Source organism: Leucobacter sp. NPDC077196 (assembly GCF_040687075.1).
In the GTDB taxonomy this organism is placed as follows: domain Bacteria; phylum Actinomycetota; class Actinomycetes; order Actinomycetales; family Microbacteriaceae; genus Leucobacter.
Window position 1 is genome coordinate 1 of record NZ_JBFBML010000007.1, and the last position, 22,465, is coordinate 22,465.

Consider the following 22,465-nt stretch of genomic DNA (forward strand, 5'->3'; position numbering starts at 1 on the left):
CGTCACGCCGAACGCAGACCTCGACCTCGCTGCCCGCGACGTCGCCCAGTCGGCGTTCGGGCATGCCGACACGCACCAACAGTGACCCCGCTCGCAGAAGGGCGGCGCGTGGGAGAATCTACGCGTGAACGACGTAGCGCCGCAGGCGAATCCGACTCCCGAGCGATCGACCTCCGGGGTCGGGCCGTGGCCGGGCGGGCGCGACGCCTGGCCGACAGATGCGCACTACGACGCTGAACTCCTCGAGCACGGCGACACGCGCAACGTGGTCGACCGATACCGGTACTGGAACATGGCAGCGATCGTCTCCGATCTCGACGAACATCGGCACCCCTTCCACGTCGCGATCGAGAACTGGCAGCACGACATGAACATCGGGTCGATCGTGCGCAGCGCGAATGCGTTCGCGGCCGACACGGTGCACATCGTGGGTCGCCGCCGCTGGAACAAGCGCGGCGCGATGGTGACCGACCGGTACCAGCACGTGGAGCACCGCGAAGACGTGACCGCGCTCGTCGCGTGGGCGCGGGGCGAGGGGATCCCGATCATCGCGATCGACAACGTGCCCGGCTGCGTGCCGATGGAGACCTTCGACTGGCCGGAGCGCTGCGTGATGCTCTTCGGTCAGGAGGGACCGGGCCTCACCGCGGAAGCGATCGCCGCGGCCGACGCCGTCGTCGAGATCTCCCAGTACGGGTCGACCCGATCGATCAACGCGTCGGCCGCCGCAGCGGTATCGATGTACAGCTGGGTGCAGCAGCACTCCCCGCTCCGCCCGCGCTGAGCACGCCCGCCCGGGCGCTCGTGTCGCCCGCGAGATCGAGGGCTTCGCCCGAACCGGAGCAATTCGCCGCTGGATCTTCCTCTCGCGCTCGACGAGAACACTCCGTTTCGCGGGGAGGGGCGCAGCGCGGGAGCGCGAGCTCAACCCTAGTTGCGGAAGATGCCCGAGACTTCGCCGAGGCTTCCGACGAGATGGGATTCCAGAAGCGAACTCGCGGTGTCGAGGTCGAACTGCTCGATCGCCTGAGCGATCTCGAGGTGCTGGTCGACCGCCGAGCAGCGCCGAGACGGCACCGCCTGAAACATGGCGATGCCGATCCGCACCTGTCGATCGTGGATGGAGTTGTAGAGCTGCGCGAACTCGGTGTTTCCTGTCGCCTGCACGAGGGTCCAGTGGAACTCCTTGTCAGTGACCACCATGTCGACGATGCGTTCGGGATCGTCATCGAGGATCGCGCGTTGTTCTTCGATGAGGTGATGCAGCCGGTCGGCGATTGGCACTCGGTGCTCGCACACCCATTTCACCCCATGGCCCTCGAGTACCACCCGAGTCATCGCTTGCTCCTGGATCGCCCGGAGGGTGATCTCGGGCACGAGGGCGCCCCGGTGCGGAATCAGCGTCAAGAGTTGCTCTGACTGCAAGCGCGAGAACGCCTCCCGCACCGGGGTGCGGGAGACGCCTGTCGCCACAGCGATCTCGTTCTCGGTGATGACCGTTTGCGGAGCGAGCTCGAGTGTGATGATGAGGTTCTTCAGATATCCGTAGGCGTAGTCCGCAGCCTTGATGCCGGGTGGACGCACGCCCGGCGGAAGTGGTGATTTTACCGACCAGCCGCCGAACCGGGCGTGCGATACATCCGGGATGAGCTGCATGCGTAGATCGTAGCTCAGGCCCGCGGGCCGACGGTGAAGCGCCGATTCTCGAGGCACGGATTGGTGCGGCGCACCTGCGCTATGCGGTCGGAGCTGACCACCGCGGTTGCGAACGTTTCGGTCTCCTCGCCCGCCGAGGCGCGCGTGATCCCGAGCGGGTCGATGATCTGGCTCTGACCCGTGCAATGCGGGCCGGTTTGGCCCGCCGCGGCGACATATGTCGTGTTCTCAATCGCCCGCGCGCGCAGCAACGACTCCCAGTGCAGCTCCTTCATCGGCCCGACGGCCCATGCCGCGGGATAGACGAGTACATCAGCGCCGTGGTCGACGAGCCATCGCGCCATCTCTGGGAACCGCAGGTCGTAGCACGTCGCCGCGCCGACGGTGATGCCGTTCACCTCGAAGGTGAGCGGGGTGTCGGCGATCGCCGCTGACACCGAGTCGGATTCCCGGTATCCGAAGGCGTCATAGAGGTGGATCTTACGGTAGACGCCCTCCAGCTCTCCGGTCGGAGCAACGTGCACGAGCGTGTTGTACGGGTGGGCGCCCTCATTCGTCTCGGTGAATCCAGCGACGACGTGGGTGCCGCTGCGCTCAGCTGCTCCCCGAAGTGCGGTGACGAACTCGCCGTCGAGCGCTTCCGAGTACCCCTCGTCGGGTCGTTCTTTCCCGGGGTCGGAGTACATGGCGTTCTCCGGGATCACCACGAGGTCGGAATTTGAGCCGGCTTGCTCGATCAGAGACACCGAGAGGTCGCGGTTGCGGGCGACGTCGAGTGTCGCGGAGAACTGGGCGACCGTGAGGCGGAACTCGCTCATCAGGCCGCCCCGCTCGTCTCGAAGTACTTCGCTGCACCGCTCCACTCCGAGAGTTTCAACCCGGCCGTGATCTCGGCCTTCTTCGAGGGCTCGGCGCTTTCCTTGCTGCGCAGGTCGGCGACGATGTCGTCGATCTCGTCCTCCGTGAGGACTGCGATGCCATCGGAGTCGGCGAACACCGCGTCTCCGGGGGTGATGACCACACCGCCGACGGTGATCGGGACGTTGATCGCCCCCTCGATGCCGAGGATCCGGGTGGTGCGAGCGGATACGCCGCGCGAGTACACGGGGAGCCCGAGTTCGAGCACCTCGTCGAAATCGTTCATCGCACCCGAGAGGATGACGCCCTCGGCTCCACGGGTCTTCGACGTGAACGCCACCATGCCGCCGAAGCTCGAGCGTTCGTCTCCCGATTGCTCGACGACGAGCACGTCGCCCGGGCGCAGGTGGTCTGCGGCGACGTGCAGTGCACTGGAGTCCATGTGGGGGAGTCGTACGGTCACTGCCGTGCCGGCGAACTGGATTGGACGACGGTTCGGGGTCAACCCGCGCACGAAACCGTAGTCGCGCAGGTGACCGAGGGTTGACGTCTGAACGGTGAGCAGCGACTGGCGCCGCTCCTCCGAAATCTGCTGGGGCATGGGGAGGAATTGGAACACGGGTTCGTGCCTTTCCGGTGCGGGTTCCGCGAGGGTTCGCACACCTCTTCGTGTGGGATCGTGCAGAGCTGACCAGGCCTGTCGCACGGATTGTGTACGTGTTGTATACACATGCTATGCACCGTAGCAGGCAGGATGTCGCAACGGAAGTGCGATCTCGCTGTGCGAAGGAAAACGGCAGATGAGAGCGTATAAAATTGAGCAGAGCAACGAAAGTCGTCGATGTGGAACGTAGGCAAAGCGTTACCAAATCGGACCTTGCGCGATCCTGAGCCGCCGCGTATCGTCGCTCACGACCAGGCTTGTTGACATGGGTGCGAGAGGCGGGACGAACCCGCATCAGACTTCAAAGGAGAAGTACCATGTCACAGAAGAAGACTCTCGGCGTTTCAGCCGTGCTGATCTCCGCGCTCGCGTTCACTGCGTGCAGCGGCTCGGGCGCCGGATCGGGCTCCTCGAACCCCGATGCCGTCGAGATCAATGTGCTCGGCTACGCCGCGCTGTTCGAGGATCAGTACACCGCGGCAGTGATCGACGAGTTCAACGCCTCACAGGACGACATCGTTGTGAACTTCGTTCCGGCGCAGCACAGCGCGGAGATGCTCGGCAAGCTCCGCAGCGAATCATCAAGCCCCACGGTCGACGTCGCGATCATGGATGCTTCCGTCGCGCATACCGGAAACCAGGAAGGCATCTTCGCGAAGGTCTCTGAGGACGACGTTCCGAACATCGCCAACGTGGTCGACCTCGGGCAGAGCGCCGATGGGTTCGGCCCCGCGCTCACCTTCGACAACCTTGTCGTGCTGTACAACACCGCCGAGGTGAAAACACCGCCGAAGGGCATCGAGGATCTCTGGGACGCACCGGAGAACTCGGTGTCGATCCCCGCGCCGCCGGATATCCAGGGGCACACGCTGACGATTCTCACCGCGAACAACCTTGGTGACGATTACCAGGAGAGCATCGAACCGGCGATCGAGAAGCTCTCTGAGCTCGCGCCGCTCGTGAACACCTGGGAGCCGGTACCCGATGTGTACCAGCCCGTGATCTCGGGAACGTCGCAGTACGGCGTCGGCTGGAACGCCCGTGCGCAGTATTTCGCCGATGACTCCGATGGTGCGATGGGCGTCGTCCAGCCCGACGACGGTATCGGCTTCCAGATCAATACGATCAATCTCGTCGAGGGAACCGAGAAGGCCGACGCTGCCCGCGAGTTCATGGATTACGCGCTCTCCAAGGAAGCGCAGGAGTCGTTCGCTGAGGCACTCTTCTACGCGCCGGTCGTCTCCGACGCCGAAGTGCCGGAGAACATCACAGAGCGTGTCGCCGACTCGGCCGACCCGAACATCGTCGACATTGACTGGATCTGGCTCGCCGACGAGCGCGATGCCTGGACTGAGCAGTGGCGACGCAACGTCATTGGAGGCTGATCATGACGGAGCAGCTCGACCCTGAGTACTTGTCGATCCGCAACCTGCAGAAGACGTACCCGAAGACCACCGCTCCAGCGGTGAACGATGTAAACCTCGACGTGCAGCAGGGCGACCTCGTCGCCCTGCTGGGCCCCTCGGGGTGCGGCAAGACCACCACGCTGCGTATGGTCGCCGGGCTCTTGGAGCCCACATCGGGGGAGATTTACGTCAATGGGAAGGACGTCGTCTCCACTCCGGTGCACAAGCGCGGCATGGGAATGGTGTTTCAATCGTATGCGCTGTTTCCGCACCTCACCGTGGAGGAGAACGTCGCTTTCGGGCTGCAGATGCACAAGGTGCCGCGCGCCCAGGTCGCGCCGCGCACGGCCGAAGCGCTCGACAAGGTGCAGTTGGGGCACCTCAAGGCGCGCAAGCCCTCGGAGCTCTCGGGTGGCCAGCAGCAGCGCGTCGCGCTCGCTCGAGCGCTCGTGATCCACCCGACGCTGCTGCTGCTCGACGAGCCGCTCTCGAATCTCGATGCGAAGCTGCGTGAGGCGATGCGCCGGGAGATTCGCAACATTCAGCAGGAGTCCGGAACCACGACCCTGTTCGTGACGCACGACCAAGACGAGGCGCTCGATATGGCGGACCGCATCGCCATTCTCAACAATGGCGTGATCGAGCAGTACGACCGTCCGACGGCGATCTACGAGAGCCCGGCGACGAAGTTCGTGGCGAATTTCGTCGGGAAGGCGAATTTCTTGGAGGTCGGCTCGGTGTCGGGCGGAGCGGGCGGGAGCTATCAGGTGCAATCAGACCTGTTCGGAAGCTTCGCCGTGGGGGGTGCCAGCGGGATCGCCGGTGAGGCTTCGCTCGTGGTGCGTCCGCATCGGGTATCCGTCGAGGCGGGCGGCGACCGCTTGGGTTCGTTGCCCACCGCGCGGGCGCGAGTCATCGCGTCGAGCTACACGGGCAATGTGCGCAGCTACGATTTGCGGCTCGACAGTGGGCAGGTGATGCGCGCTGACAAGCTCAGCTCGCCGCAGGACGAGCTGAGCATCGGCGACGAGGCGTACGTGTCGTTCGAACCGAGCGACGCGCATCTCGTGCCGGAAGGGTGAGGTGAGTCCGATGACTGCAACACACACCAACACCGAGCTCATCAGCGTTGGCATGAAGTCGAATCGGGCGCGCAATCGTTCCCGGCTCTCCGCCTACGGACTCGTGCTGCCGGGAGTGATCGGGCTTTTCGTGAGCTTCCTGGTGCCGCTGTTCGTCATGATCCGCATGTCTCTCAACGAGAACGGGTCGGGCGGCCAGCTCATCGAGACCTTCACGCTCGCCTCTTACAGTAAGGCGCTCTCCGATCCGTTCTATTGGGAGGTCGTCGGCAACACGCTGATGCTCGGGCTGGTCTGCGGGCTCTCTGCCGTGGTGCTCTCCTACCCGATCGCGCTCTTCCTCACGCGCACGACGTCGCGCTGGAAGGGCGTGCTGATCGCACTCGCCATCGCGCCCTTGCTCACCTCGGCTGTGGCGCGAACCTTCGGGTGGATGGCCATTCTGGGCGATCAGGGAGTCATCAACGCAGCGCTCATGAACATGGGTCTCCTCAGCACGCCGCTCCGGTTGAGCAACAACTTCCTCGGAACGTCGATCGCACTCGTGGAGATTCTCATGCCCTATGCGATTCTCGCGATGATCTCGGGGTTCGGGCGCATCAACAGCTCGCTCGAGGAGGCCGCCGGATCGCTCGGCGCCTCAAAGGTCAAGGTGTTTCTGCGAGTGACCCTTCCGCTGTCGCTCCCCGGTGTGTTCACCGGGTTCCTGCTCGTCTTCGTGCTCGCGGTGAGCTCCTTCGTCACCCCGAAGCTGCTCGGCGGCGGGCGCGTGTTCATCCTCGCAACCGAGGTGTACAGCGAGGCGACGCAGACGCTCAACTGGCCGTTGGCTTCGGCTCTCTCGGTCATTCTGCTCGTGGTGTTCGGCGCTATCGTCGCCGTGTATCAACGACTCATCAAGCGATTCGAAGGGTGATGCGCCATGGCTAAAATTCTCAACCGGATCATCGTGACGATCGTGTACCTGTTCCTGCTCGCCCCGATCATCGCGGTCGTGATCATCTCGTTCAACGACTCGAAGAGCCTCGCGATCGAATTCGGCGCTCCGTCGTTCGAGTGGTACCAGAGCATCCTCGTGAACACTGATCTGATGGACGGCGCCCGTGTCAGCCTCATCACCGCTGTGATCACCGCAGTGGTCGTGCTGCTGCTCGGCGTGCCGGTCGCGCTCGCGATCGCTCGGTACGAGTTTCCCGGCAAAGCTGCGGTGTCGGGGTTCTTCCTCTCGCCTCTGCTCGTGCCCGGCGTGGTGCTCGGCCTCGGGCTGCTGCTGGTGTTCCAGCCCGTCGGTCTCGTGGGAACGTATCCGGGCATCGTGCTCGCCCACTTCGGGGTGACCGTGCCCTATGTGATCCGCACGACGCTCTCGAGTCTGACGACGAGCGACATGCGGTGCGAGGAGGCGGCGCGGGTACACGGTGCAAACTCCTTCACCACGTTCCGGCGCGTGACGCTGCCGATCATCGCTCCCGGCATTCTCGCGGGCGGCGTGATGGCGTTCATCATCTCGTTCGACGAAGCGGTCATCTCACTGTTCGTGGCGGGGTCAGGCCACACGACGCTGCCCGTCGAGATGTTCCGATACCTGCAGTACCGCTCGGACCCGGGCCTCGCCGCACTGTCGGCGATCCTCATCGCACTGTCGGTGGTCATCGTGCTCATTATCGAGCGCGCCGTCGGGCTGAGGAAGGTCGTGAACTCCTAGCGAAGGGTGGGCACTGACGCTCGGGCGCAGGCCTGCGTGGTCAGTGCCCGCCGCCGGTGTAGGGGCCGGTCACCGCGAGTCGCTCGAGGTGCGCAGAAAGTGCGAAGCGCGGATCCCACCCCGTCACCGCGTCGAGGTCGTCGCCGGCGGCGAGCTGCGCCGCCCACTCGCCGAGCTGCGGCGAGAACTTGAAGCCGTGGCCCGAGAGCCCGGTCACGGTGACCACCCGGCCGCTCGCGCTGCGGTCGACGACGGGCAGGCGGTCCGGGGTGTACGCGCAGTGGTGCACGCTCTGCCGCACCGGCTCGGGGTTGATGCCGGGGAAGAGCTCGGAAGCGCGCTGGCCGATCTTGATGAGCTCGGCGCGCGTGTGCGACACCGGCACCTCGTCGACGTCGCGATACACCGGCCACTCCGGGTTCGTGCACGCTTTGAAGGAGTACCCGTCGAAGCTCGGCGCCCCGAAGAAGTGGATCGGGCCGACATCGCGCAAGAAGGCGGGGAACCGCTCGGGCACGAACTGCTCGGGGTGCTTCGGCATGAACCACGTGAGGCCGAGCACCTGCAGGCGCAGCAGGTCGTTCAGCTCCGGGAAGAGCCTCGTCGACCAGGATCCCGATGCGACGACCACCGAGCGCGCGAGCCAGGCGCCCTGCGTCGTGCGCACCACGACCCCGTTGCCGCGCTCTTCGATCTCGAGCACCGGGGTGTTGAAGTGCAGTTCGGCACCGTTCGCCTCAGCGAGGTCGAGCGCCGACATCACGGCGACCTCCGGGCGCAACCCGCCGCCGTGCTCGTCGAGCAGTGCAACGTCTCCGTCGTTGATGCGGTGCTGCGGGTACTCGGTGCGCAACTCTTCGGTGCTGAGGATGCGGTGCGGAATGTCGAACTGCCGCACGGTGCCGATGGCCGTCTCGAGATCGGGGAAGCCCTCGGGGGCGATGCTCAGGCAACCCACCTCGGCGTAGATGCCGCGGCCCGATTCCCGCTCCAGTTCGCGCCAGAGTTCGCGCGAGCGTTGGATCATGCCGACGTAGGTGCCGCCCTCGTGCACGGCGGTGCGGAAGACGCGGGATTCGCCTGCGTAGGAGCCGTGCGAGTGCACGCGCCCGTACTGCTCGATGCCGACGACCGTGAGGCCTTCGCGCTTGCTGAGCTGCCAGAGGGCCATCGAGCCCACGGTGCCGGCGCCGATGACGATCACGTCTGCGTGCTGAAGTTCCATCAGTCCTCTATCTCATCCTGTGTCGTGGCTCGTCTGGTGTCGTTGCTCGTGCGGTTTCGCGGGTCGCCTAGGCGAGTGCCGGGGTGTCCCAGAGGTTCAGCTTCGTGCCGATTCCGTCGCGCACGGCGTTGCGGTAGACCTGCGTCGCCCAGGCGACGTCTTCGACGGGCATGCCGCCCACCGAGTAGATGAAGATCTCGTCGTCGTCGCTGCGGCCAGGGGTGATGCCGCGGATGATCTCGCCCACGTCTTCGAACTGCTCCGGCTGCATTCGCCCGTCGCGCACGCGGTCGACGAGGTGGATGCCCCAGATGCCCACGGTTTCGTGAGCGGGTTCCGGTAGTTCCTCGGCCCACGCCTGGTAGATCTTGCGAGCGTCGGCGACGTGGCGAGAGCGCTGTACGAGCGACTCCTCGACGGCGAGATGCGCCGAGCAGCAGATGAAGGCGCCGGGCTTCACCCATTCGTCGCGCACGAGGGGGTAGTGCTGCGAACCCGACTGGCTGGGCACTGCGATGCTCACGATGTCGGATCCGCGCACGGCGGCTTCGAAGCTGTCGACCTGCTCGATGGTGAGCTGCGGAAACTTCTCGGTGGCCCAGGCGATGAAGGTGTCGATGCCGCCCTGGCTCCGGCCGAAGACGCGCACCGTGTCGATGCCGGGACGCACGGCGAGAAACGACTCGAGCGACGTGCGGTTCATCGGGCCGGGCCCCACGATGCCGACCACCCGGGCGTCGTCTCGTGCGAGATAGCGTGCTCCGACGCCGGGAATCGCGCCGGTGCGATACGCGCTCAGCAGGTTCGCCGACATGATCGCAAGCGGCGCGCCCGTGTCTTTGTCGCTCAGTGTGAACATCAGGATCGAGCGCGGCAGGCCGCGCTCCTTGTTCGCCACGTTCGATCCGTACCACTTGCACCCGGCCGCCTGGTAGTCGCCGCCGAGGTATGCGGGCATCGCCATGAAGCGGCGATCCGGCCCGTCGACCGGCATCCCCGGAAAGGTCTCCTCAGGTGGGAAGAAGATCTGTGCACCGTGCGAGTTGTTCTCGGTGCCGGCCATCCGGTAGTCGCCGGCGGCGAATAGCCCGAGCATGTCTGACATCGTGTCGACGCAGGCCGGCATATCGGTGACCCCGGCGCGAACCATGTCGGGTTCGCTGAGGTACAGGAAGTCGATGCGGGTATCGCTCGCGGTATCGCTGGTGGTCTGGGGCTGCGGCACGTCGGTGTGTCCCTTCGATCGTTCCCGGCTGCGACGCTCGGGGTGGCCTGCGCGAGCAGACTCGGGTCGGGTGGGTCAACCCTAGAACTATCCATATGGATAGTCAAGTGCTCAGCTCCCCGCGGAGACGCCGGATCGCGCGCGCCGGATCAGTTCGCGTGCTGCGCCTGTGCGACTAGGGCCCGCAACCGCGCGAGCGCCGGCTCCACACTCTCGGGAAGTACCAATTGCTTGAAGACGATGCCGTCGAGCGCGAACCAGATGAGCTCGGTCAGCTCAGCATCGCGCACGCCCAAACGCGCCAGCTGTCGTGAGATCGCCTCGCGATACGCGAGGTAGTGCCGCTCGGCGAGCGCTCGCAGCTCGGGCCGCCGCCGGGACTCGAGCAACAGCTCGTACTGGAATGCCTGGGTGCCGCTCTCGCGATCCGCCAGTGACTCGATCCCCGCGGCGAACGTCTCGGCCGTCAGTGCGTCTCCGACCATGTTCGAACCTTTGAGGCTCTCGTCGATCGCGTACTCCATCGCCTCGGCGATCAGCTGATCACGCGTGCCGAAGTGGTGTCGCACCAGTCCGTGCGAGACGCCGGCTTCGGCAGCGACCGCGCGATACGTGAGCGCCCGAAGCCCACCGGCAGAGACGACGACCACGGTCGCGCGCAGCAGTGCCTCACGGCCCGAAAGGTCTTTCATGCTGTCGAGCGTACTGGTCGCACCGCCGTGTCCGATTCCCGCGTGCGCACAGAGCTTCGGCCCGCGAAGATAGTGACGTGACTCCGACGGCCCCCGCGCTCCCGCTCGACTTCGACGCGTGCTATCGCGCGGCATCCGGGCGCGACGGCCGGTGGGACGGGCGATTCTATCTTGGCGTGACGAGCACGGGGATCTACTGCAGACCGTCATGCCCCGCCAGGAAGCCGCTGCCCGAGAACTGCCGCTTCTTTCCGTCCGCGGCGGCGTGCGTCGCGTCCGGGTTTCGCGCATGCAAGCGATGCCGGCCTGAGGCGGTTCCCGGCACGCGGGACTGGGATGCGCGCGGTGATCTGGTCGGCCGAGCCGTGCGCCGCATTCGTGATGGTGCCGTCGATGCGGTCGGGGTCGCGGGTCTGGCCAGGGAGCTCGCGGTGAGCGAGCGTCACCTGCGGCGCATGCTCATCGAAGAGGTCGGCGCCGGGCCGCTGCAGCTCGCCCTTACACGCCGAGCGCACGCCGCGCGGGCGCTCATCGACGAGACAGATCTTCCACTCGCCGACATCGCATTCGCGGCGGGGTTCGGCAGCGTCCGGCAGTTCGGCGAGGTGATGCGCGAGCACTTCGGCGTGGCGCCGTCGCAGCTGGCTCGGCGTCACGGCGAGGCCGCCTCCGGGCCGAGCTCCGACGAGCGACCCATGCTCGCACTGCGCTTGCGCACTCGCGCGCCCTACGACGCGGCCGCCCTGCGAGCGTCGCTCGTCGCGCACGCCATTCCCGGACGAGACGTCATCGGTGGCGATGGCTCGACGGAGCACGCGCTTGACGCGCCGGGCGGTACCGCCGTCGCGCGCGTGCACTGGGCCGAGGTATCCGCGACTGCTGGGCTGGCGACCGCGTTCGGAACGACGATCGGGATCCCAGTGACGCTCGAGTTGCCGCGGCTTGCCGACGCGATGCCAGCGATCGCAGTCGTGCGGCGCATGCTCGACCTCGACGCCGATCCCGCGCAGATCGCCGAAGCGCTCGGAGCCGACCCGCGTCTGGCGCCCCTGGTAGCCGCGCGCCCCGGCCTGCGCATGCCGGCGGCGCGGTCCGCTCACGAGACGGCGCTCGGCACGGTGCTCGGCCAACAGGTGTCGCTCGCCGCCGCTCGCACCCTGCAGGGGCGTCTCGCCGCGCGCTTCGCACAGCCCTTCACCGGGGTCGCCGCAGCCGCCAAATTCCATGGTGGGCTCGACGTCGCTGCGATTGCCCGAGAATCGGCCGACGCGCTGCGCGAGGCGCTTGGTCTGACCCGCAGCCGGGCCGAGACGCTGCGTTCGCTCGCCGTCGCCCTCACCGGCGGGCTCGATATCAGCGCGGGCGCCGACCGCGAACGCGCCCGGCGCGAACTCGCAACGCTGCGCGGCATCGGGCCGTGGACGGTCGAGATGATCGCGATGCGCGCACTGGGCGACCCGGACGCGTATCCAGCCGGCGACCTGATCCTGCGACGTGCCCTCGGCGATCCCGCCCCGAGAGATGCGGTGAGGATCGCCGCAGACTGGCGACCCTACCGCGGCTACGCCACGCAGCACCTCTGGGCCGATTTTCTCGAGACGTCCGCGCGAAAGGACCCCGCATGATCACCAGCCCGCTCATCCGCACCGTCGTCGACATCGTCGGAGCGCCGTTCCACGCGATCTGGGCGCCGGAAGACGGTGCGATTGTCGCCGCGGGCTTCGCCACTGAGGAGGATCCCGCTGCCGATGCGCTCGTCGCACGCCTCCGCAGCATCCACGCCGACGCCGCGGAGCGCGGGATCACCGACGCGGCTCCGGGCGCGGCCCCGGGCCCGGTCGCCGATGCACTGCGCGCCTACGCCGACGGCGACGTGACCGCCATCGATCGGTTGGCGGTTCGGCAGCCCGAGACGCCGTTCCGCGGCGAGGTGTGGCGCGCGCTCCGCGAGGTGCCGGCGGGCCGGGCCGTGACCTACACCGAACTGGCCGGGCTCGCCGGACGCCCGTCTGCGGTGCGCGCGGCGGCGTCGGGCTGCGCCAACAACCTCGTCGCTCTTGTTGTGCCCTGCCATCGCATCGTGCGCAGTGACGGAGGTTTAGGCGGCTACCTCTTCGGCGTGGATATCAAGACGCGCCTGCTGCAGCACGAAGGTGCGCGCCAGCGCGAGCTGTTCTCCGACTGATGCGGTCGGAGACGGGCGGGCGTCTCAGGCAGGCGAGTAGCGATTGCGCAGCTCGGCTGCACGGCGAATGTCGCCCTCGAGCGCGGCGGTCTGCTCTGGCGTGAGTGTCCCATCCTTCTTGGCGTTGTCGAGGCGTTCGAGGCCCGTCTGCACTTCGTTATCCAGGCCATCGAGCACGATCTGCTGAATGCTCTGGGGGAGGCGCTGAAAACTTGTCGTATCCATACTGACAAAGTTACAAGGTGTCAGGCGGTTCCGTCACATTGTGATAAATGATGTGCGCGTGTTGCGCCGGCATTGTTTTCGTTCGTCACTCGACCGTGACGTCGATCAGCGCCGTTTTCTGCTCGGTCGGGTCGTCGGGAACCGCACCGCGGAACTGGTATTCGAACTGAATCTTCGTCTGCCCGGTGCCGGTAGCGGTGAACCGGTAGGCGAGGTCGTTCGGCCCGCCCACGCTGTCTGACTCGCCCGCATATTCGGTCACTTTCTCGCCCGTCGACAGCACCGATGGGTCGGGGTCGCTGATGATCACCCAGTCCGATCCGACCGACATGTTGACCTCGCCGAAGTCGACAGTGAGCTCGGTTCCGTTCTCCACCGCGACCGAGGACTCCTCGTAGCCGACGGTGACCGACCCCGGTGCCGCGCACCCCGAGAGGGCGAACGCACCAAGAGCTGCGGCTGCGAGCGAGAGGACGGGCAACGCGCGAGATCTCATGCGTTCACGATATCGGCTGGCTCGACGCACTGTCTTCCGATATCCCGGGGTTTCCCCGGCGGGCGAGCACCAAAGTCCAGATGATGCCTGAGACGAGGAGCAGCGCACCGGCCGCGTTCCAGGCGACATCGTAGGGCAGCAGTTCGACCCCGTAGCGGATCTGGTGCAGCCGCAGGATCTTGTGGTCGACGATCCCGTCCCAGAGTTGGAACAGCCCCAGCCCCACCAGAAACCCCGCCCAGGCGGCGGCCGCCCAGAACGTGCGGCGCCGACGCGCGTCGAGCATGAGGAAGAACCCGAAGACGAAGACGAAAAGCTCGGCCGCGTGGAGCAGCCCGTCGGAGAAGATGGCGATGTCCGGGGTGGAGTTGTCGTAGAAGTGATGCCAGGCGAGGATCTGGTGGAAGACGATCTCATCGATCGCCGCCATCATGGCCACGCCGAGCAAGGAGCCGGCCCAGTAGGAGCGGAATCGCAGCGGAGACCCTCCCGTCCGACTGCTCATGCCGTTCATGCTGATGCTCCCTTCGTGCGTCGGCTCCCGCCCGGCGCAGCTGGCTCTGTGCGCTGGGCGGCTGAAACTGAGGTGGCCGTGGCCCGCAGTCGTCGGCCCGTGGCGCGATACCACTCTGCGCAGAGCAGCACGATCAGCACGAAGTCGACCGCGTCGCCGCCCGTGAACATGAGCTGAGCCCCGACGTGCGCCTCCGTTGCGGGGACGCCGGGTGGGGGATGAGCGTAGAGCAGTTTGGCCAGGATGCCGTGCGCGGCGAGCGAGCTCACCAGGACGACGCCGCGCATCACGAGGCCGGAGCGGTGCGGCGACGGGTCGATCCCCACCAGCGCATACGTGTAGAGGTATCCGGCGAGCAGGAAGTGGAGCATCACGAGCAGGTGCACCAGCATGTCCCGCTGCATCAGATCGTACAGCGGAGTGCGGTACAGCACCCACATCCCGCCGACGTTCAGCGCGGCCGCGACGATCGGATGGGTGAGCACGCCGGCGAGGGGGCTGCGCAGCAACCGGCTCAACCGCCGTGCCGGATCGACGCTCAGGGTCCGCAGCGCCAATGTCATGGGCGCGGAGAGCACTAGCAGGAGGGGTGCAGCCATGCCGACCAGCAGATGGGCCGCCATGTGCGCGACGAATGACTCATGCGCGGCTGCGGCGAGCGGTCCGATGAAGCCGGCTGCTCCGGCGAGCACGCCGGCGATCCAGAACATCGTGCGGAACCAGGGCCACGCTCGTCCCCGCTGCCGACCGATGATGGTCGCCGAGACGTAGACGGCGATGGCGACCAGCACCGGGAGCAGGGCGATGAGTTCTGAGCTGACACCGCCCGACGCGGCGCCGTGCGCGTGCGCGGGGATCACGGTGCTTCGCCTGCGGTCGTGCAGGTGATGGGGTCACCCGCTCGCGCCAGTGTGCTCGCCCAGCGGGGCCGGTGCGGGGGGCGCGAACTCATGCTCAGAGGCTACGTGCGAGTGGGTGGGCTGAGAGGAGGGTTGACTTCCTCAGCTCCCGAACGTGCGCGCGAGTCGCACAACGAGCAAGCCGACCGCCATGAGCAGCCCGAGATAGCTCAGAATCAGGCCGACGATCGCGGTCCACACGAGAGGCCCGGCGCGCAGGACCGCCTGGTGGCCGACGGTGACGGCGCCGCAACTGAGACCCAGGAGGATCACGTACGTGGTGAGGTCGCCAGCCTGCACGAACAGGTAGACGACGCAGAGCACCCCGAGCGCGAGCGCGACCAGGTGTCGTACGCGGTGATCGGACGTCGGATCGGGCATGATGCAGAGCTTACCGATCGGTCCGCTCACCACGACTGCAGTGCAGGTCCCGCTACGTGAACCGGCTGCGGCCTGGATCCGTCGCCACGACCGTCGAGCAGCATCCGTCTGCACACGTCTCGGGTTCCCGTTCGCCGGTGAGCACTGCCACCGGGGCGGCGCAGCACGCGTCGCCCTTCCAGGCCTCGATGCCCTCGCGGACGGCGAGGACCGCGATCACCAGTGCGGCGACCGAATCCGCCCAGGCCCAGCCGAGCAGGCTGTTGAGCAGTAAGCCGGCGAGCAACGCCGCGGAGAGGTAGGTGCACATCAGCGTCTGCTTCGAGTCAGCAACGGCTGACGCCGAACCCAGCTCGCGACCGGTGCGGCGCTCGAACCAGCTGAGGAAGGGCATTACGATCAGGCTCAGCGCTGCGATCGCGATCCCGACCGGCGAGTGCTCTGGGTGCCGCACGCCGAACAATGAGAGCACCGCATCGACGCTCACGTACGCGGCGAGGGCGAAGAACGATACGGCGATCACACGAAGCGCCACCCGTTCCCGCTTCTCCGGGTCAGGCGCGGCGAACTGCCATGCCACTGCCGTCGCGGAGAGCACCTCGACGATGGAGTCGAGTCCGAAGCCGATGAGGGCGGCTGACGATGCTGCACCGCCGGCGACCAACGCGACGATCGCTTCGATGACGTTCCAGGTGATCGTGATCGCGACGACGATCCGGATGCGTCGACGCAGCACGCCGCGGCGTTCAGGCGCGATTGCCGGCGCGGTCATGGCGCATCCTCCGTGGCACATCCTCCGTGCCGCAGCAGCCGGGGACGGAGCACGCCGGGTCGACGCACGGCGCGCTCTCGTCAACCGCCAACGTGACGTCCACGAGTGCCGTGAGCGCCGCTGCAAGGTGCGGGTCGGCGATCTCGTAGCGCGTCTGACGACCTTCGGGCTCGCCCACGACGATCCCGCAGTCTCGCAAGCACGTCAAATGGTTCGAGACGTTCGATCGCGTCAGTTCAAGCTCGCGGGCAAGCGCGGCCGGGTATGTCGGTCCCTGCAGCAGGGTCATCAGGATCCGAGAGCGGCTCGGGTCCGCCATGGCCCGGCCGAGCCGGTTCATGACGTCGAGACGCGAGGCAATGGTCAGCATGCACTGAACTATACAGTGACTGCTGACCTTTCACCAGGCGTTGAGATTCTTGGAGGGAGCAACAAGCCTCGAAAACGAAGAACGGGCCCAATCGTGGAGGAAAGGGCCCGTTCAGAGGGGATGACGGGAATCGAACCCGCGCTATCAGCTTGGGAAGCTGAAGTTCTGCCATTGAACTACATCCCCACGGCGGAATCATGCCGATCCCGACTCCGTAACACTATCAGAAACGCGCCTACTATCCATTTTGTATCCACTTTGGGCGAAGCGCTCTAGCTGTTCTGTCAGATCCTTCGGGACGTCCACCTTCGCTATGTAGCTCTTCTCAGTCGTCGCGACCGTTGAGTGACCGAGCTGGCCTCGCGCAGCATCCGCGCCACTTTCCGTTGCGATGAACGTACCGACGGAGGACCGGAATGTCTTTGGCAGTTCATCGAACGTCGACATCCCGTCCCCGAGCGCGTTCTGCCACTGGGTGCGGAAGTTGTCGGGGTTGCGCACCGTTCCCGTTGATGACGGGAAGACCTCTTCCGTCAGGGAGGTCATACGCCGTTCGAGGAGCTGCGCGACGAGGAACGGCGGGAGTGCAAGCTTCCTGATTCGGTTCGTCTTCGTGTGCTCCTGGATGACGGTCTTGAACTGCTCGTCCTTGACGACCGTTGCGTGGATCAACACGGTCGGCGGTGCGGCATTGAAGTCAATGTCAGACCACCTGACCGCGAACGTCTCGCCGGGCCGGCACCCGGTCCCCAGCATGAAGTCGGACGGCTGCGCGAGATCCGATACACGCCGCATCCCTCGCTTGTCAGTGCCAGAATCCCAAGCTTTCAGCTTCGCCCGCATCTCACCGATCTGCTTGATCGTCCATGCCTTCGGCTCCGACACCTCGCCCTTGATCGGCGCGCATCCGTCCACGGGGTTCACTGTGATCGCGCCCATTCGGATCGCATAACCAAACATATTCTGCAAGATCGCCTTCGCGATACTCCCGCTCGACGGAGAGGTTGCCTTTACGAGGTCGCGCAGAAAGCGGTTCACGCGTGGCGTCTTCGCTTCACGCAAGGAGAATCCGCCGAGCCCACGGATGATGTGGTTATCAATCATGCTGCGGTAGCGGCGCTCTGTGCCGATAGGCGGCTTCGCCGTTTCGAGGTACTCCTCCCACCACTCCTCAAGAACGATGGGGATCTTGAGATCCGCCATCGCCGTGTCTTCCGTGCGCGAGATCTCCGCGAGGAACGACTTGAGGTTCGCTTCGGCTTCCGCGGGCGTCCGTCCGGTCCTCGTCACCTTGATTACCTTGCCGTCGTAGCCACGGTAATTCGTCACTGCAAATGGAGTGCCGGACTGGTTCTTGGCGCGGCGAATATCCCCGTACGTGCCGACTGACAGACTGCGGCGTCCCATCAGGCGACTTCGTATCGGTCGGACCACTGGCCGAAGCCGTAGCGAGGGTGGACGTACACGGTATCTCCAATGCGTTGAAGGGTGCGTTGGTAGGCGATGATGGTGCGTTCGAGCACGTAGAGGTCGACTGCCATTGCGTCAATTTTTCCTGCGTGTCGTTCTTCGGCTTCGCGGTATTCGTCAGCGTCAATGAGGAAGTGTGCTGCCCACTCGTCGGCGCGGCGCTCCTGGCGGGCGTTCTCCGCGCTGAACATCGAAGGCTCGTCTCGGTGGGTGGCGTGGCCGAGCTCATGGGCGTAGACGTGTCGGAGCTTGCGGGGGAGCAGGCCGTCCTGAAGGCGGATGAGGCGCAACTCGTGGCAGTAGTCGCCGTTGCGGCGGAGGTGGCGGAGGTCGGTGAACTCGACCCGCACACCAAGCGCCATTGCGTGATGGTGCAGGTGTTTCACTGGTGTCCTTACTCGGTGTCTTCGCCGTTGTCCTCGGTGTCGGTCCACTCGTCAGCGGCGCGGGCGTATCGGTCCTGGCGATCCTGCCCGAAACCACCGACAGTCACATTCGCAGGCAGGCTGTCCTCGTAGATTCTGCGGCTCACGGTCGTCAGGAGATCCTGCCCGGTGATCCCAATGAGGCCGGCGAAGATGTCGAGCTCGTCGGTGTCGAAGGCCTTGATCCCGTTCACGCGCTCGGAGATGTACCCCTGATTGCGGTCGAGTGCCGCCGCAAACGCGGTCTGAGTGATTCCGTGTCGGGCCATGAGCCCCTTCACTTCGAGGGAGACGGCCTTCGAAAAGGCACCAACCGCACGCTGACTATCTCTATTCGCCATATCCCACAGTGTATGCGATATGCCATACAAATACAATCTGACAAATATTTCCCCGGCGTCAGCTTGATTGAGTATTGGATATGCCATAACCTATTGCCATGAGCACACACGAGACAGTTACCACGAGCATCCGCGTTCGCCTGGCGATGCTCAACAAAAATCAGACCTGGCTCGCTGACGAGTGCGAGAAGTCCAAGGCATGGGTGAGCGACCGAATGAGTGGACGCGTCGGAATGAGTACAGACGACATCGACCTCATCGCGCACGCGCTCGCAGTGCTTCCTCACCACCTCACGAGTGGTGACCTCATCCCGAAACTCGCGGTGGCGGCATGAGTGCCTCATCGCCATATATGACGGAGCACGAGGTGTCCGAGTACCTCCGGATCCCGGAGGGCACATTGCGGAACTGGCGCTCCACTCAGCCCGAAAGGCTACCTGCGCTGAAGCAGGGTCGGATGATCCGATACGCGCGCAGCACTGTCGAATCTTTCTTCGCAAACGAGAAGCCCGGTGCTGGAACACCGGGCGAAGACACCAACGCCTAGGAGGGCAATCAATGTCTGAGCAACAGGCTATCAACATCGTGGAGGATCCTGACGGCGAACTTCGTGTCTCGTCGTTGATAATCGCGGGCCGCACTGAGAATCAGCACGCGTCAGTTCTCCGGATCATTCGGGATCGTTCGCAGGAGCTCGAGCAGTTCGGCTTGGTCAGATTTGAAATCGTGCCAAGATCAGCGGGCCAGCACGGCGGCGGTGAAACCACCTTCGCCCTCCTGAATGAGCCACAGTCGACGCTTCTGATGACGTTCATGCGGAACAGTCCCGTCGTGCTTTCTTTCAAGGTCGAACTCGTGAAGCAGTTCTACGCGATGCGTCACGCTCTCAGCAAACCTCGTCCCGCCGCCGAACTCGACCGCCGTCAACTCGCGCTCATGGTCATTGAGGCGGAGGACGCTCGTGAGGCTGCTGAACAACGAGCCCTCGCGGAGTCGCATCGCGCTGCAGTCGCAGAAGAATTTCGGGAGCAGATCGAGCTCAACGACGGCCTGACAGTGCGTGACTTCCACAAGAAGTACTTCTCCGCACACGGTGAGCGTGAGGTCAACGAGTTCTTCTATGATCGCGGTCTTCTCATCGACGAGCGGAACAAGCGGTACAACCCGGAAACCGGCCAACGGAAGGACGGCAAGAACCACCGCCGCCCCACGTTCACCGGTAAGGCCTTCTTCTACCTCCACGGCGATCTCGACCGTGACGGTGTCCGACACGAGAAGACCCGCGTGCGACCCGGCGCGCCTGAACTTCAGCTCGTCGAGTACATGACCAAACGCGGGTTCACCGCGAACCGTTCTGAGAGCAAGGAGCTCGCACATGTCTAAGCCAGTTGTTCTCTACCGAGCCGTCACGACGACACCGCAGGAAATCTACTACGACGATGAGTGCATCGTGGAGCCGCCTGGGATCATTATCGGTCGCCAGACGGGCTATCTCTCGCGATCGGCTGCAGTAGACGCAGCGCGCCGTGCGTACTTCGAAGCGCACGAGTTCGAGATCGTGAGATCGGAGCCGGTCGTGTTCCTCGACAAGGCAGAGAAGCTCCGACTCGCGATCGAACTACTGGAGCAGGAACTCGCTGCGGCCGAAGCTGTGGACCAATGACGTGGCCTGAAGCCCTTGTGGCCTGCGCCGGGATCGCGAGACTCGCTGCGGTCCTGATCTTCACTCGCGACTAGCCCCGTCGCCACCTCTCAAGCCGCCGTTTGCTCGGTGGCCTAGCTACCGCTTTGCCAAAAACAGGGCGGCAAGGGTAACCAGCCCCTTCGCCGTTCACGGCCGCACGGCGGCTCACAACTACATAGCTGCAACTGAAACGCCCCTGATTGGTGGGGCGGCACACCACCCGTGCGGTGGGTGACACCGATGGTCTACGCATGACACCCGGTCCCAAAGGTTGCAGCGCTGAATAGAGAACTTGAACAGGATCCTGCCCGAGCAAGCAGTTGCGCGCTCTGCTCCCGGTGACCGCTGAACGGCGGCCAAGGACCCCGACCGGCCACGACGGCCCACTTCCTTATCAGCGTTCGCGCTGGGTGGAGTCGTTACACGCACGTTGCTGAACCCGTAGAGGCGGGGAGCACGGCAGGAAGCACGGTCACAGAGGTGGAGCGCCGGACTTGACGGCCCACCGCGGAGTTTGAGCGACCGCGGCCACCACGATGCGCGACCGCGCGTCTTCAACTATTGCTGCGAGGTGCTAGTCGCTTGCTGCTGCAGAGCGTGCTGGTAGTTGATGAGATCAATCCGGTACTGATGCTGCTCCTTAGCGTGCTGCCGAAGCGCAGACAGCACCATTGCTTTGATGATCGCAGCCATGATCAGCAAGGAGACTGCTGCTACTGCGATCAAAACGATGAGAGTGAAGGCATCCAGAGGCATGTTTTCAAGATAGCGCAGTGATAGGTGCTTGAAGGTCTTTTCTATCTCTTGCGTTCGCCCATATCTCTCATCGCAGTTTTCGAAGATAGCGGCCCATTTAGATGGCCACGACTTTGCCTATCAAGACTCTCGAGCCCGCCCCGCACCGACCGTGGGGCGGGCTTTCTCGTACCCACCGGAAGGAACACCATGCACATCGTTGAGCTGCAGATTGAAAATTTCAAGCGGATCCGCGCGATCAATATTGAGCCTGATGATACCGGCGCCGTCGTCATTTCAGGCCGCAATGCTCAAGGCAAGACCTCAGTACTCGACGCCATCTGGGCTGCGCTCGGTGGCCGCGACGGCAACAAGAGCGTGAAGCCAATCCGCGACGGCGCCGACCAGGCGCGCGTCACGCTCAATCTCGGCGACATGATCGTCACGCGAATCTGGCGCAACGGGACGACGGCCGTGAAAGTGCAGTCCGCCGACGGCGCCGAGTACAAGTCGCCCCAGTCATTGCTCGACACTTTGTTCGGGCGAATGTCGTTCGACCCGCTCGCGTTCACACGACTGAGCGCGCGCGATCAGAAGGAGATGCTGCTCAAGCAGGTGACTCTCGATGTCGACATCGACAAGCTCGACGCCGAACGCGAGAGGAAGTTCGCCGAGAGAACTGAGGTCGGGCGGACGAAGAAAGCTCTTGGTGAGCCGCCAACGATCGACCCTGCGATTCCTCACGAAGAGAAGAGTGCGCGTGAGATTCTCGGGCAGCTCGAAGAGGCGATGCAGCACAACCAGAGCGTTCGGAGCGCGATTGAAGCGAAAGAGAAGTTGGAGCACCGGATCGAGCAACTCGAGAAGGAACTCGACCAGCTCAAAGATCGGCTCGGTGATGCCGAGGAGAAAGCAGCTACTCAGCTCGTTGATGAGGAGGAATTGCGCTCAAACCTGCAGGCACTCGATGAGGTGAACGCAGCGGTGCGGTCGAACAACGCTGCGCGAGAGCAGAGTGTGAAGCACGCCGAGCTCGAGAACGAGTACGCGGATCTCAGCGAGCAGATCGCAGCGATCGATGCGGAGAAAACGGAAGCGCTCGCCCGCGCGGAGTTCCCGGTCGATGGCCTCGGTTTCGACGCTGACGGGGTGACGTTCGCCGGCATCCCGTTCTCGCAGGCGTCCGCGGCCGAGCAGATCCGGGTATCGATGGCGATGGCAATGGCCTCAAACCCGAAGCTGCGGGTCATCCGCATCATGGACGGATCGTTGCTCGACGACGATGGCATGCGGATCATCACCGAGACAGCGCGAGAGCACGATTTCCAGTGCTGGATCGAACGAGTTTCGGACAACGGTGCAGCGTTCGTTATCGAGGATGGCGAGCTGCAGGAGGCCGCAGATGCGGTGGCGTGACTTCGTTCTGAGTCTCGTCATGGCGGCGCTACTCCTGCT

Annotated in this window: 29 protein-coding genes and 1 tRNA gene; 12 read left to right on the forward strand and 18 right to left on the reverse strand. The window is 64.8% G+C overall.

The features are described from left to right. The first annotated feature begins 124 nt into the window (after nucleotides 1-124). Nucleotides 125-784, forward strand: a complete 660-nt coding sequence (locus AB0O71_RS08540; protein WP_363744253.1) for a TrmH family RNA methyltransferase — start codon at nucleotides 125-127, stop codon at nucleotides 782-784. Nucleotides 785-930: 146 nt separating this feature from the next. Here the strand turns inward: AB0O71_RS08540 and AB0O71_RS08545 are convergent, their stop codons facing one another. The 3 genes from AB0O71_RS08545 to AB0O71_RS08555 are packed head-to-tail and all read right to left on the reverse strand — an operon-like array spanning nucleotide 931 to nucleotide 3,115. Next, nucleotides 931-1,656 (reverse strand): GntR family transcriptional regulator, encoded by a 726-nt coding sequence (locus AB0O71_RS08545; RefSeq protein ID WP_363744255.1) that lies wholly within the window; start codon nucleotides 1,654-1,656, stop codon nucleotides 931-933. Nucleotides 1,657-1,670: 14 nt separating this feature from the next. Next, a complete protein-coding gene (locus AB0O71_RS08550) occupies nucleotides 1,671-2,474 on the reverse strand; it encodes a carbon-nitrogen hydrolase family protein (protein WP_363744257.1) in 804 nt (267 codons plus the stop codon). Then, complete coding sequence (locus tag AB0O71_RS08555) at nucleotides 2,474-3,115, reverse strand: RraA family protein (protein WP_363744259.1); 642 nt, start codon at nucleotides 3,113-3,115, stop codon at nucleotides 2,474-2,476. Before AB0O71_RS08555 ends, AB0O71_RS08550 begins: the two co-directional genes overlap by 1 nt. A gap of 380 nt (nucleotides 3,116-3,495) precedes the next feature. Between AB0O71_RS08555 and AB0O71_RS08560 the strand changes: the two genes are divergently transcribed. The 4 genes from AB0O71_RS08560 to AB0O71_RS08575 are packed head-to-tail and all read left to right on the forward strand — an operon-like array spanning nucleotide 3,496 to nucleotide 7,371. Further along, on the forward strand, nucleotides 3,496-4,563 hold the full coding sequence (locus AB0O71_RS08560) for an extracellular solute-binding protein (RefSeq protein WP_363744261.1): 1,068 nt from the start codon (nucleotides 3,496-3,498) through the stop codon (nucleotides 4,561-4,563). Between the two features lie 2 nt (nucleotides 4,564-4,565). Continuing rightward, nucleotides 4,566-5,666 carry an ABC transporter ATP-binding protein gene (locus AB0O71_RS08565; RefSeq protein ID WP_363744263.1) on the forward strand — a complete coding sequence of 367 codons (1,101 nt, stop codon included), beginning with the start codon at nucleotides 4,566-4,568 and terminating at the stop codon, nucleotides 5,664-5,666. A 10-nt stretch (nucleotides 5,667-5,676) separates the two neighbouring features. Beyond that, nucleotides 5,677-6,582 (forward strand): ABC transporter permease, encoded by a 906-nt coding sequence (locus AB0O71_RS08570; protein ID WP_363744265.1) that lies wholly within the window; start codon nucleotides 5,677-5,679, stop codon nucleotides 6,580-6,582. Between the two features lie 6 nt (nucleotides 6,583-6,588). Then, the gene (locus AB0O71_RS08575) at nucleotides 6,589-7,371 is read left to right on the forward strand and encodes an ABC transporter permease (protein ID WP_363744267.1); all 783 of its coding nucleotides are present in this window, start codon (nucleotides 6,589-6,591) and stop codon (nucleotides 7,369-7,371) included. Between the two features lie 40 nt (nucleotides 7,372-7,411). Here the strand turns inward: AB0O71_RS08575 and solA are convergent, their stop codons facing one another. The 3 genes from solA to AB0O71_RS08590 all read right to left on the reverse strand — a co-directional run bounded on the left by solA (nucleotide 7,412) and on the right by AB0O71_RS08590 (nucleotide 10,513). Beyond that, nucleotides 7,412-8,596: an N-methyl-L-tryptophan oxidase gene (gene solA / locus AB0O71_RS08580; RefSeq protein WP_363744269.1), complete on the reverse strand. Its 1,185-nt coding sequence runs from the start codon at nucleotides 8,594-8,596 to the stop codon at nucleotides 7,412-7,414. A gap of 67 nt (nucleotides 8,597-8,663) precedes the next feature. After that, the gene (locus AB0O71_RS08585; RefSeq protein WP_363744272.1) at nucleotides 8,664-9,821 is read right to left on the reverse strand and encodes a tyramine oxidase subunit B; all 1,158 of its coding nucleotides are present in this window, start codon (nucleotides 9,819-9,821) and stop codon (nucleotides 8,664-8,666) included. A 149-nt stretch (nucleotides 9,822-9,970) separates the two neighbouring features. After that, entirely contained in the window at nucleotides 9,971-10,513 is a 543-nt protein-coding gene (locus tag AB0O71_RS08590; protein ID WP_363744274.1) for a TetR family transcriptional regulator, read from the reverse strand. A gap of 77 nt (nucleotides 10,514-10,590) precedes the next feature. Between AB0O71_RS08590 and AB0O71_RS08595 the strand changes: the two genes are divergently transcribed. Both AB0O71_RS08595 and AB0O71_RS08600 read left to right on the forward strand, forming a co-directional pair. Further along, nucleotides 10,591-12,138 (forward strand): Ada metal-binding domain-containing protein, encoded by a 1,548-nt coding sequence (locus tag AB0O71_RS08595; protein ID WP_363744276.1) that lies wholly within the window; start codon nucleotides 10,591-10,593, stop codon nucleotides 12,136-12,138. After that, nucleotides 12,135-12,698, forward strand: coding sequence for a methylated-DNA--[protein]-cysteine S-methyltransferase (locus tag AB0O71_RS08600; protein ID WP_363744278.1), 564 nt, complete (start codon nucleotides 12,135-12,137; stop codon nucleotides 12,696-12,698). The genes AB0O71_RS08595 and AB0O71_RS08600 overlap by 4 nt, the downstream gene beginning before the upstream one ends. A gap of 24 nt (nucleotides 12,699-12,722) precedes the next feature. Here AB0O71_RS08600 and AB0O71_RS08605 read toward each other — a convergent pair whose 3' ends face one another. The 11 genes from AB0O71_RS08605 to AB0O71_RS08655 form a co-directional block, all read right to left on the reverse strand. After that, complete coding sequence (locus AB0O71_RS08605) at nucleotides 12,723-12,923, reverse strand: hypothetical protein (RefSeq protein ID WP_363744280.1); 201 nt, start codon at nucleotides 12,921-12,923, stop codon at nucleotides 12,723-12,725. Nucleotides 12,924-13,008: 85 nt separating this feature from the next. Further along, nucleotides 13,009-13,419, reverse strand: coding sequence for a hypothetical protein (locus AB0O71_RS08610; RefSeq protein ID WP_363744282.1), 411 nt, complete (start codon nucleotides 13,417-13,419; stop codon nucleotides 13,009-13,011). Between the two features lie 4 nt (nucleotides 13,420-13,423). After that, on the reverse strand, nucleotides 13,424-13,924 hold the full coding sequence (locus tag AB0O71_RS08615; RefSeq protein WP_363744284.1) for a DUF2243 domain-containing protein: 501 nt from the start codon (nucleotides 13,922-13,924) through the stop codon (nucleotides 13,424-13,426). Nucleotides 13,925-13,929: 5 nt separating this feature from the next. Further along, nucleotides 13,930-14,793, reverse strand: coding sequence for a cytochrome c oxidase assembly protein (locus AB0O71_RS08620; RefSeq protein ID WP_363744286.1), 864 nt, complete (start codon nucleotides 14,791-14,793; stop codon nucleotides 13,930-13,932). Between the two features lie 141 nt (nucleotides 14,794-14,934). Next, nucleotides 14,935-15,213: a hypothetical protein gene (locus tag AB0O71_RS08625; protein WP_363744288.1), complete on the reverse strand. Its 279-nt coding sequence runs from the start codon at nucleotides 15,211-15,213 to the stop codon at nucleotides 14,935-14,937. A gap of 52 nt (nucleotides 15,214-15,265) precedes the next feature. Further along, complete coding sequence (locus tag AB0O71_RS08630; protein ID WP_363744290.1) at nucleotides 15,266-15,985, reverse strand: cation transporter; 720 nt, start codon at nucleotides 15,983-15,985, stop codon at nucleotides 15,266-15,268. Next, entirely contained in the window at nucleotides 15,960-16,355 is a 396-nt protein-coding gene (locus AB0O71_RS08635) for a metalloregulator ArsR/SmtB family transcription factor (RefSeq protein WP_363744292.1), read from the reverse strand. Before AB0O71_RS08635 ends, AB0O71_RS08630 begins: the two co-directional genes overlap by 26 nt. A 115-nt stretch (nucleotides 16,356-16,470) precedes the next feature. Beyond that, nucleotides 16,471-16,541 (reverse strand) — tRNA-Gly (locus tag AB0O71_RS08640). A 9-nt stretch (nucleotides 16,542-16,550) separates the two neighbouring features. After that, nucleotides 16,551-17,762 (reverse strand): tyrosine-type recombinase/integrase, encoded by a 1,212-nt coding sequence (locus AB0O71_RS08645; RefSeq protein ID WP_363744294.1) that lies wholly within the window; start codon nucleotides 17,760-17,762, stop codon nucleotides 16,551-16,553. After that, on the reverse strand, nucleotides 17,762-18,187 hold the full coding sequence (locus AB0O71_RS08650) for an ImmA/IrrE family metallo-endopeptidase (RefSeq protein ID WP_363744296.1): 426 nt from the start codon (nucleotides 18,185-18,187) through the stop codon (nucleotides 17,762-17,764). The genes AB0O71_RS08645 and AB0O71_RS08650 overlap by 1 nt, the downstream gene beginning before the upstream one ends. A gap of 32 nt (nucleotides 18,188-18,219) precedes the next feature. Next, nucleotides 18,220-18,591, reverse strand: coding sequence for a helix-turn-helix transcriptional regulator (locus tag AB0O71_RS08655; RefSeq protein WP_363744298.1), 372 nt, complete (start codon nucleotides 18,589-18,591; stop codon nucleotides 18,220-18,222). 98 nt (nucleotides 18,592-18,689) lie between these two features. Here AB0O71_RS08655 and AB0O71_RS08660 point away from each other — a divergent pair, with 98 nt between their 5' ends. Genes AB0O71_RS08660 through AB0O71_RS08675 form a run of 4 tightly spaced genes read left to right on the forward strand, consistent with a single transcriptional unit; the run spans nucleotide 18,690 to nucleotide 20,254 of the window. After that, nucleotides 18,690-18,926, forward strand: a complete 237-nt coding sequence (locus AB0O71_RS08660) for a hypothetical protein (RefSeq protein ID WP_363744300.1) — start codon at nucleotides 18,690-18,692, stop codon at nucleotides 18,924-18,926. Between the two features lie 17 nt (nucleotides 18,927-18,943). Next, on the forward strand, nucleotides 18,944-19,138 hold the full coding sequence (locus AB0O71_RS08665) for a helix-turn-helix domain-containing protein (protein WP_363744626.1): 195 nt from the start codon (nucleotides 18,944-18,946) through the stop codon (nucleotides 19,136-19,138). Between the two features lie 11 nt (nucleotides 19,139-19,149). Then, a complete protein-coding gene (locus AB0O71_RS08670; protein ID WP_363744302.1) occupies nucleotides 19,150-19,974 on the forward strand; it encodes a Rha family transcriptional regulator in 825 nt (274 codons plus the stop codon). After that, entirely contained in the window at nucleotides 19,967-20,254 is a 288-nt protein-coding gene (locus tag AB0O71_RS08675; RefSeq protein WP_363744304.1) for a hypothetical protein, read from the forward strand. The genes AB0O71_RS08670 and AB0O71_RS08675 overlap by 8 nt, the downstream gene beginning before the upstream one ends. Before the next feature lie 579 nt (nucleotides 20,255-20,833). On the opposite strand, the gene AB0O71_RS08680 is transcribed toward AB0O71_RS08675, so the two are convergent. Beyond that, nucleotides 20,834-21,031, reverse strand: coding sequence for a hypothetical protein (locus AB0O71_RS08680; protein ID WP_363744306.1), 198 nt, complete (start codon nucleotides 21,029-21,031; stop codon nucleotides 20,834-20,836). Nucleotides 21,032-21,220: 189 nt separating this feature from the next. Here AB0O71_RS08680 and AB0O71_RS08685 point away from each other — a divergent pair, with 189 nt between their 5' ends. Further along, nucleotides 21,221-22,426 carry an AAA family ATPase gene (locus AB0O71_RS08685; RefSeq protein WP_363744308.1) on the forward strand — a complete coding sequence of 402 codons (1,206 nt, stop codon included), beginning with the start codon at nucleotides 21,221-21,223 and terminating at the stop codon, nucleotides 22,424-22,426. Nucleotides 22,427-22,465: the final 39 nt, after the last annotated feature.

Excerpts from the sequence above, each read along its gene's own strand:
- AB0O71_RS08545 (WP_363744255.1), bottom strand. The coding sequence starts at position 1,656 with ATGCAGCTCATCCCGGATGTATCGCACGCCCGGTTCGGCGGCTGGTCG.
- AB0O71_RS08550 (WP_363744257.1), bottom strand. The coding sequence starts at position 2,474 with ATGAGCGAGTTCCGCCTCACGGTCGCCCAGTTCTCCGCGACACTCGAC.
- AB0O71_RS08555 (WP_363744259.1), bottom strand. The coding sequence starts at position 3,115 with ATGCCCCAGCAGATTTCGGAGGAGCGGCGCCAGTCGCTGCTCACCGTT.
- AB0O71_RS08560 (WP_363744261.1), top strand. The coding sequence starts at position 3,496 with ATGTCACAGAAGAAGACTCTCGGCGTTTCAGCCGTGCTGATCTCCGCG.
- AB0O71_RS08565 (WP_363744263.1), top strand. The coding sequence starts at position 4,566 with ATGACGGAGCAGCTCGACCCTGAGTACTTGTCGATCCGCAACCTGCAG.
- AB0O71_RS08570 (WP_363744265.1), top strand. The coding sequence starts at position 5,677 with ATGACTGCAACACACACCAACACCGAGCTCATCAGCGTTGGCATGAAG.
- AB0O71_RS08575 (WP_363744267.1), top strand. The coding sequence starts at position 6,589 with ATGGCTAAAATTCTCAACCGGATCATCGTGACGATCGTGTACCTGTTC.
- solA (WP_363744269.1), bottom strand. The coding sequence starts at position 8,596 with ATGGAACTTCAGCACGCAGACGTGATCGTCATCGGCGCCGGCACCGTG.
- AB0O71_RS08590 (WP_363744274.1), bottom strand. The coding sequence starts at position 10,513 with ATGAAAGACCTTTCGGGCCGTGAGGCACTGCTGCGCGCGACCGTGGTC.
- AB0O71_RS08600 (WP_363744278.1), top strand. The coding sequence starts at position 12,135 with ATGATCACCAGCCCGCTCATCCGCACCGTCGTCGACATCGTCGGAGCG.
- AB0O71_RS08605 (WP_363744280.1), bottom strand. The coding sequence starts at position 12,923 with ATGGATACGACAAGTTTTCAGCGCCTCCCCCAGAGCATTCAGCAGATC.
- AB0O71_RS08610 (WP_363744282.1), bottom strand. The coding sequence starts at position 13,419 with ATGAGATCTCGCGCGTTGCCCGTCCTCTCGCTCGCAGCCGCAGCTCTT.
- AB0O71_RS08615 (WP_363744284.1), bottom strand. The coding sequence starts at position 13,924 with ATGAGCAGTCGGACGGGAGGGTCTCCGCTGCGATTCCGCTCCTACTGG.
- AB0O71_RS08625 (WP_363744288.1), bottom strand. The coding sequence starts at position 15,213 with ATGCCCGATCCGACGTCCGATCACCGCGTACGACACCTGGTCGCGCTC.
- AB0O71_RS08630 (WP_363744290.1), bottom strand. The coding sequence starts at position 15,985 with ATGACCGCGCCGGCAATCGCGCCTGAACGCCGCGGCGTGCTGCGTCGA.
- AB0O71_RS08635 (WP_363744292.1), bottom strand. The coding sequence starts at position 16,355 with ATGCTGACCATTGCCTCGCGTCTCGACGTCATGAACCGGCTCGGCCGG.
- AB0O71_RS08645 (WP_363744294.1), bottom strand. The coding sequence starts at position 17,762 with ATGGGACGCCGCAGTCTGTCAGTCGGCACGTACGGGGATATTCGCCGC.
- AB0O71_RS08650 (WP_363744296.1), bottom strand. The coding sequence starts at position 18,187 with ATGGCGCTTGGTGTGCGGGTCGAGTTCACCGACCTCCGCCACCTCCGC.
- AB0O71_RS08655 (WP_363744298.1), bottom strand. The coding sequence starts at position 18,591 with ATGGCGAATAGAGATAGTCAGCGTGCGGTTGGTGCCTTTTCGAAGGCC.
- AB0O71_RS08660 (WP_363744300.1), top strand. The coding sequence starts at position 18,690 with ATGAGCACACACGAGACAGTTACCACGAGCATCCGCGTTCGCCTGGCG.
- AB0O71_RS08665 (WP_363744626.1), top strand. The coding sequence starts at position 18,944 with ATGACGGAGCACGAGGTGTCCGAGTACCTCCGGATCCCGGAGGGCACA.
- AB0O71_RS08670 (WP_363744302.1), top strand. The coding sequence starts at position 19,150 with ATGTCTGAGCAACAGGCTATCAACATCGTGGAGGATCCTGACGGCGAA.
- AB0O71_RS08675 (WP_363744304.1), top strand. The coding sequence starts at position 19,967 with ATGTCTAAGCCAGTTGTTCTCTACCGAGCCGTCACGACGACACCGCAG.
- AB0O71_RS08680 (WP_363744306.1), bottom strand. The coding sequence starts at position 21,031 with ATGCCTCTGGATGCCTTCACTCTCATCGTTTTGATCGCAGTAGCAGCA.
- AB0O71_RS08685 (WP_363744308.1), top strand. The coding sequence starts at position 21,221 with ATGCACATCGTTGAGCTGCAGATTGAAAATTTCAAGCGGATCCGCGCG.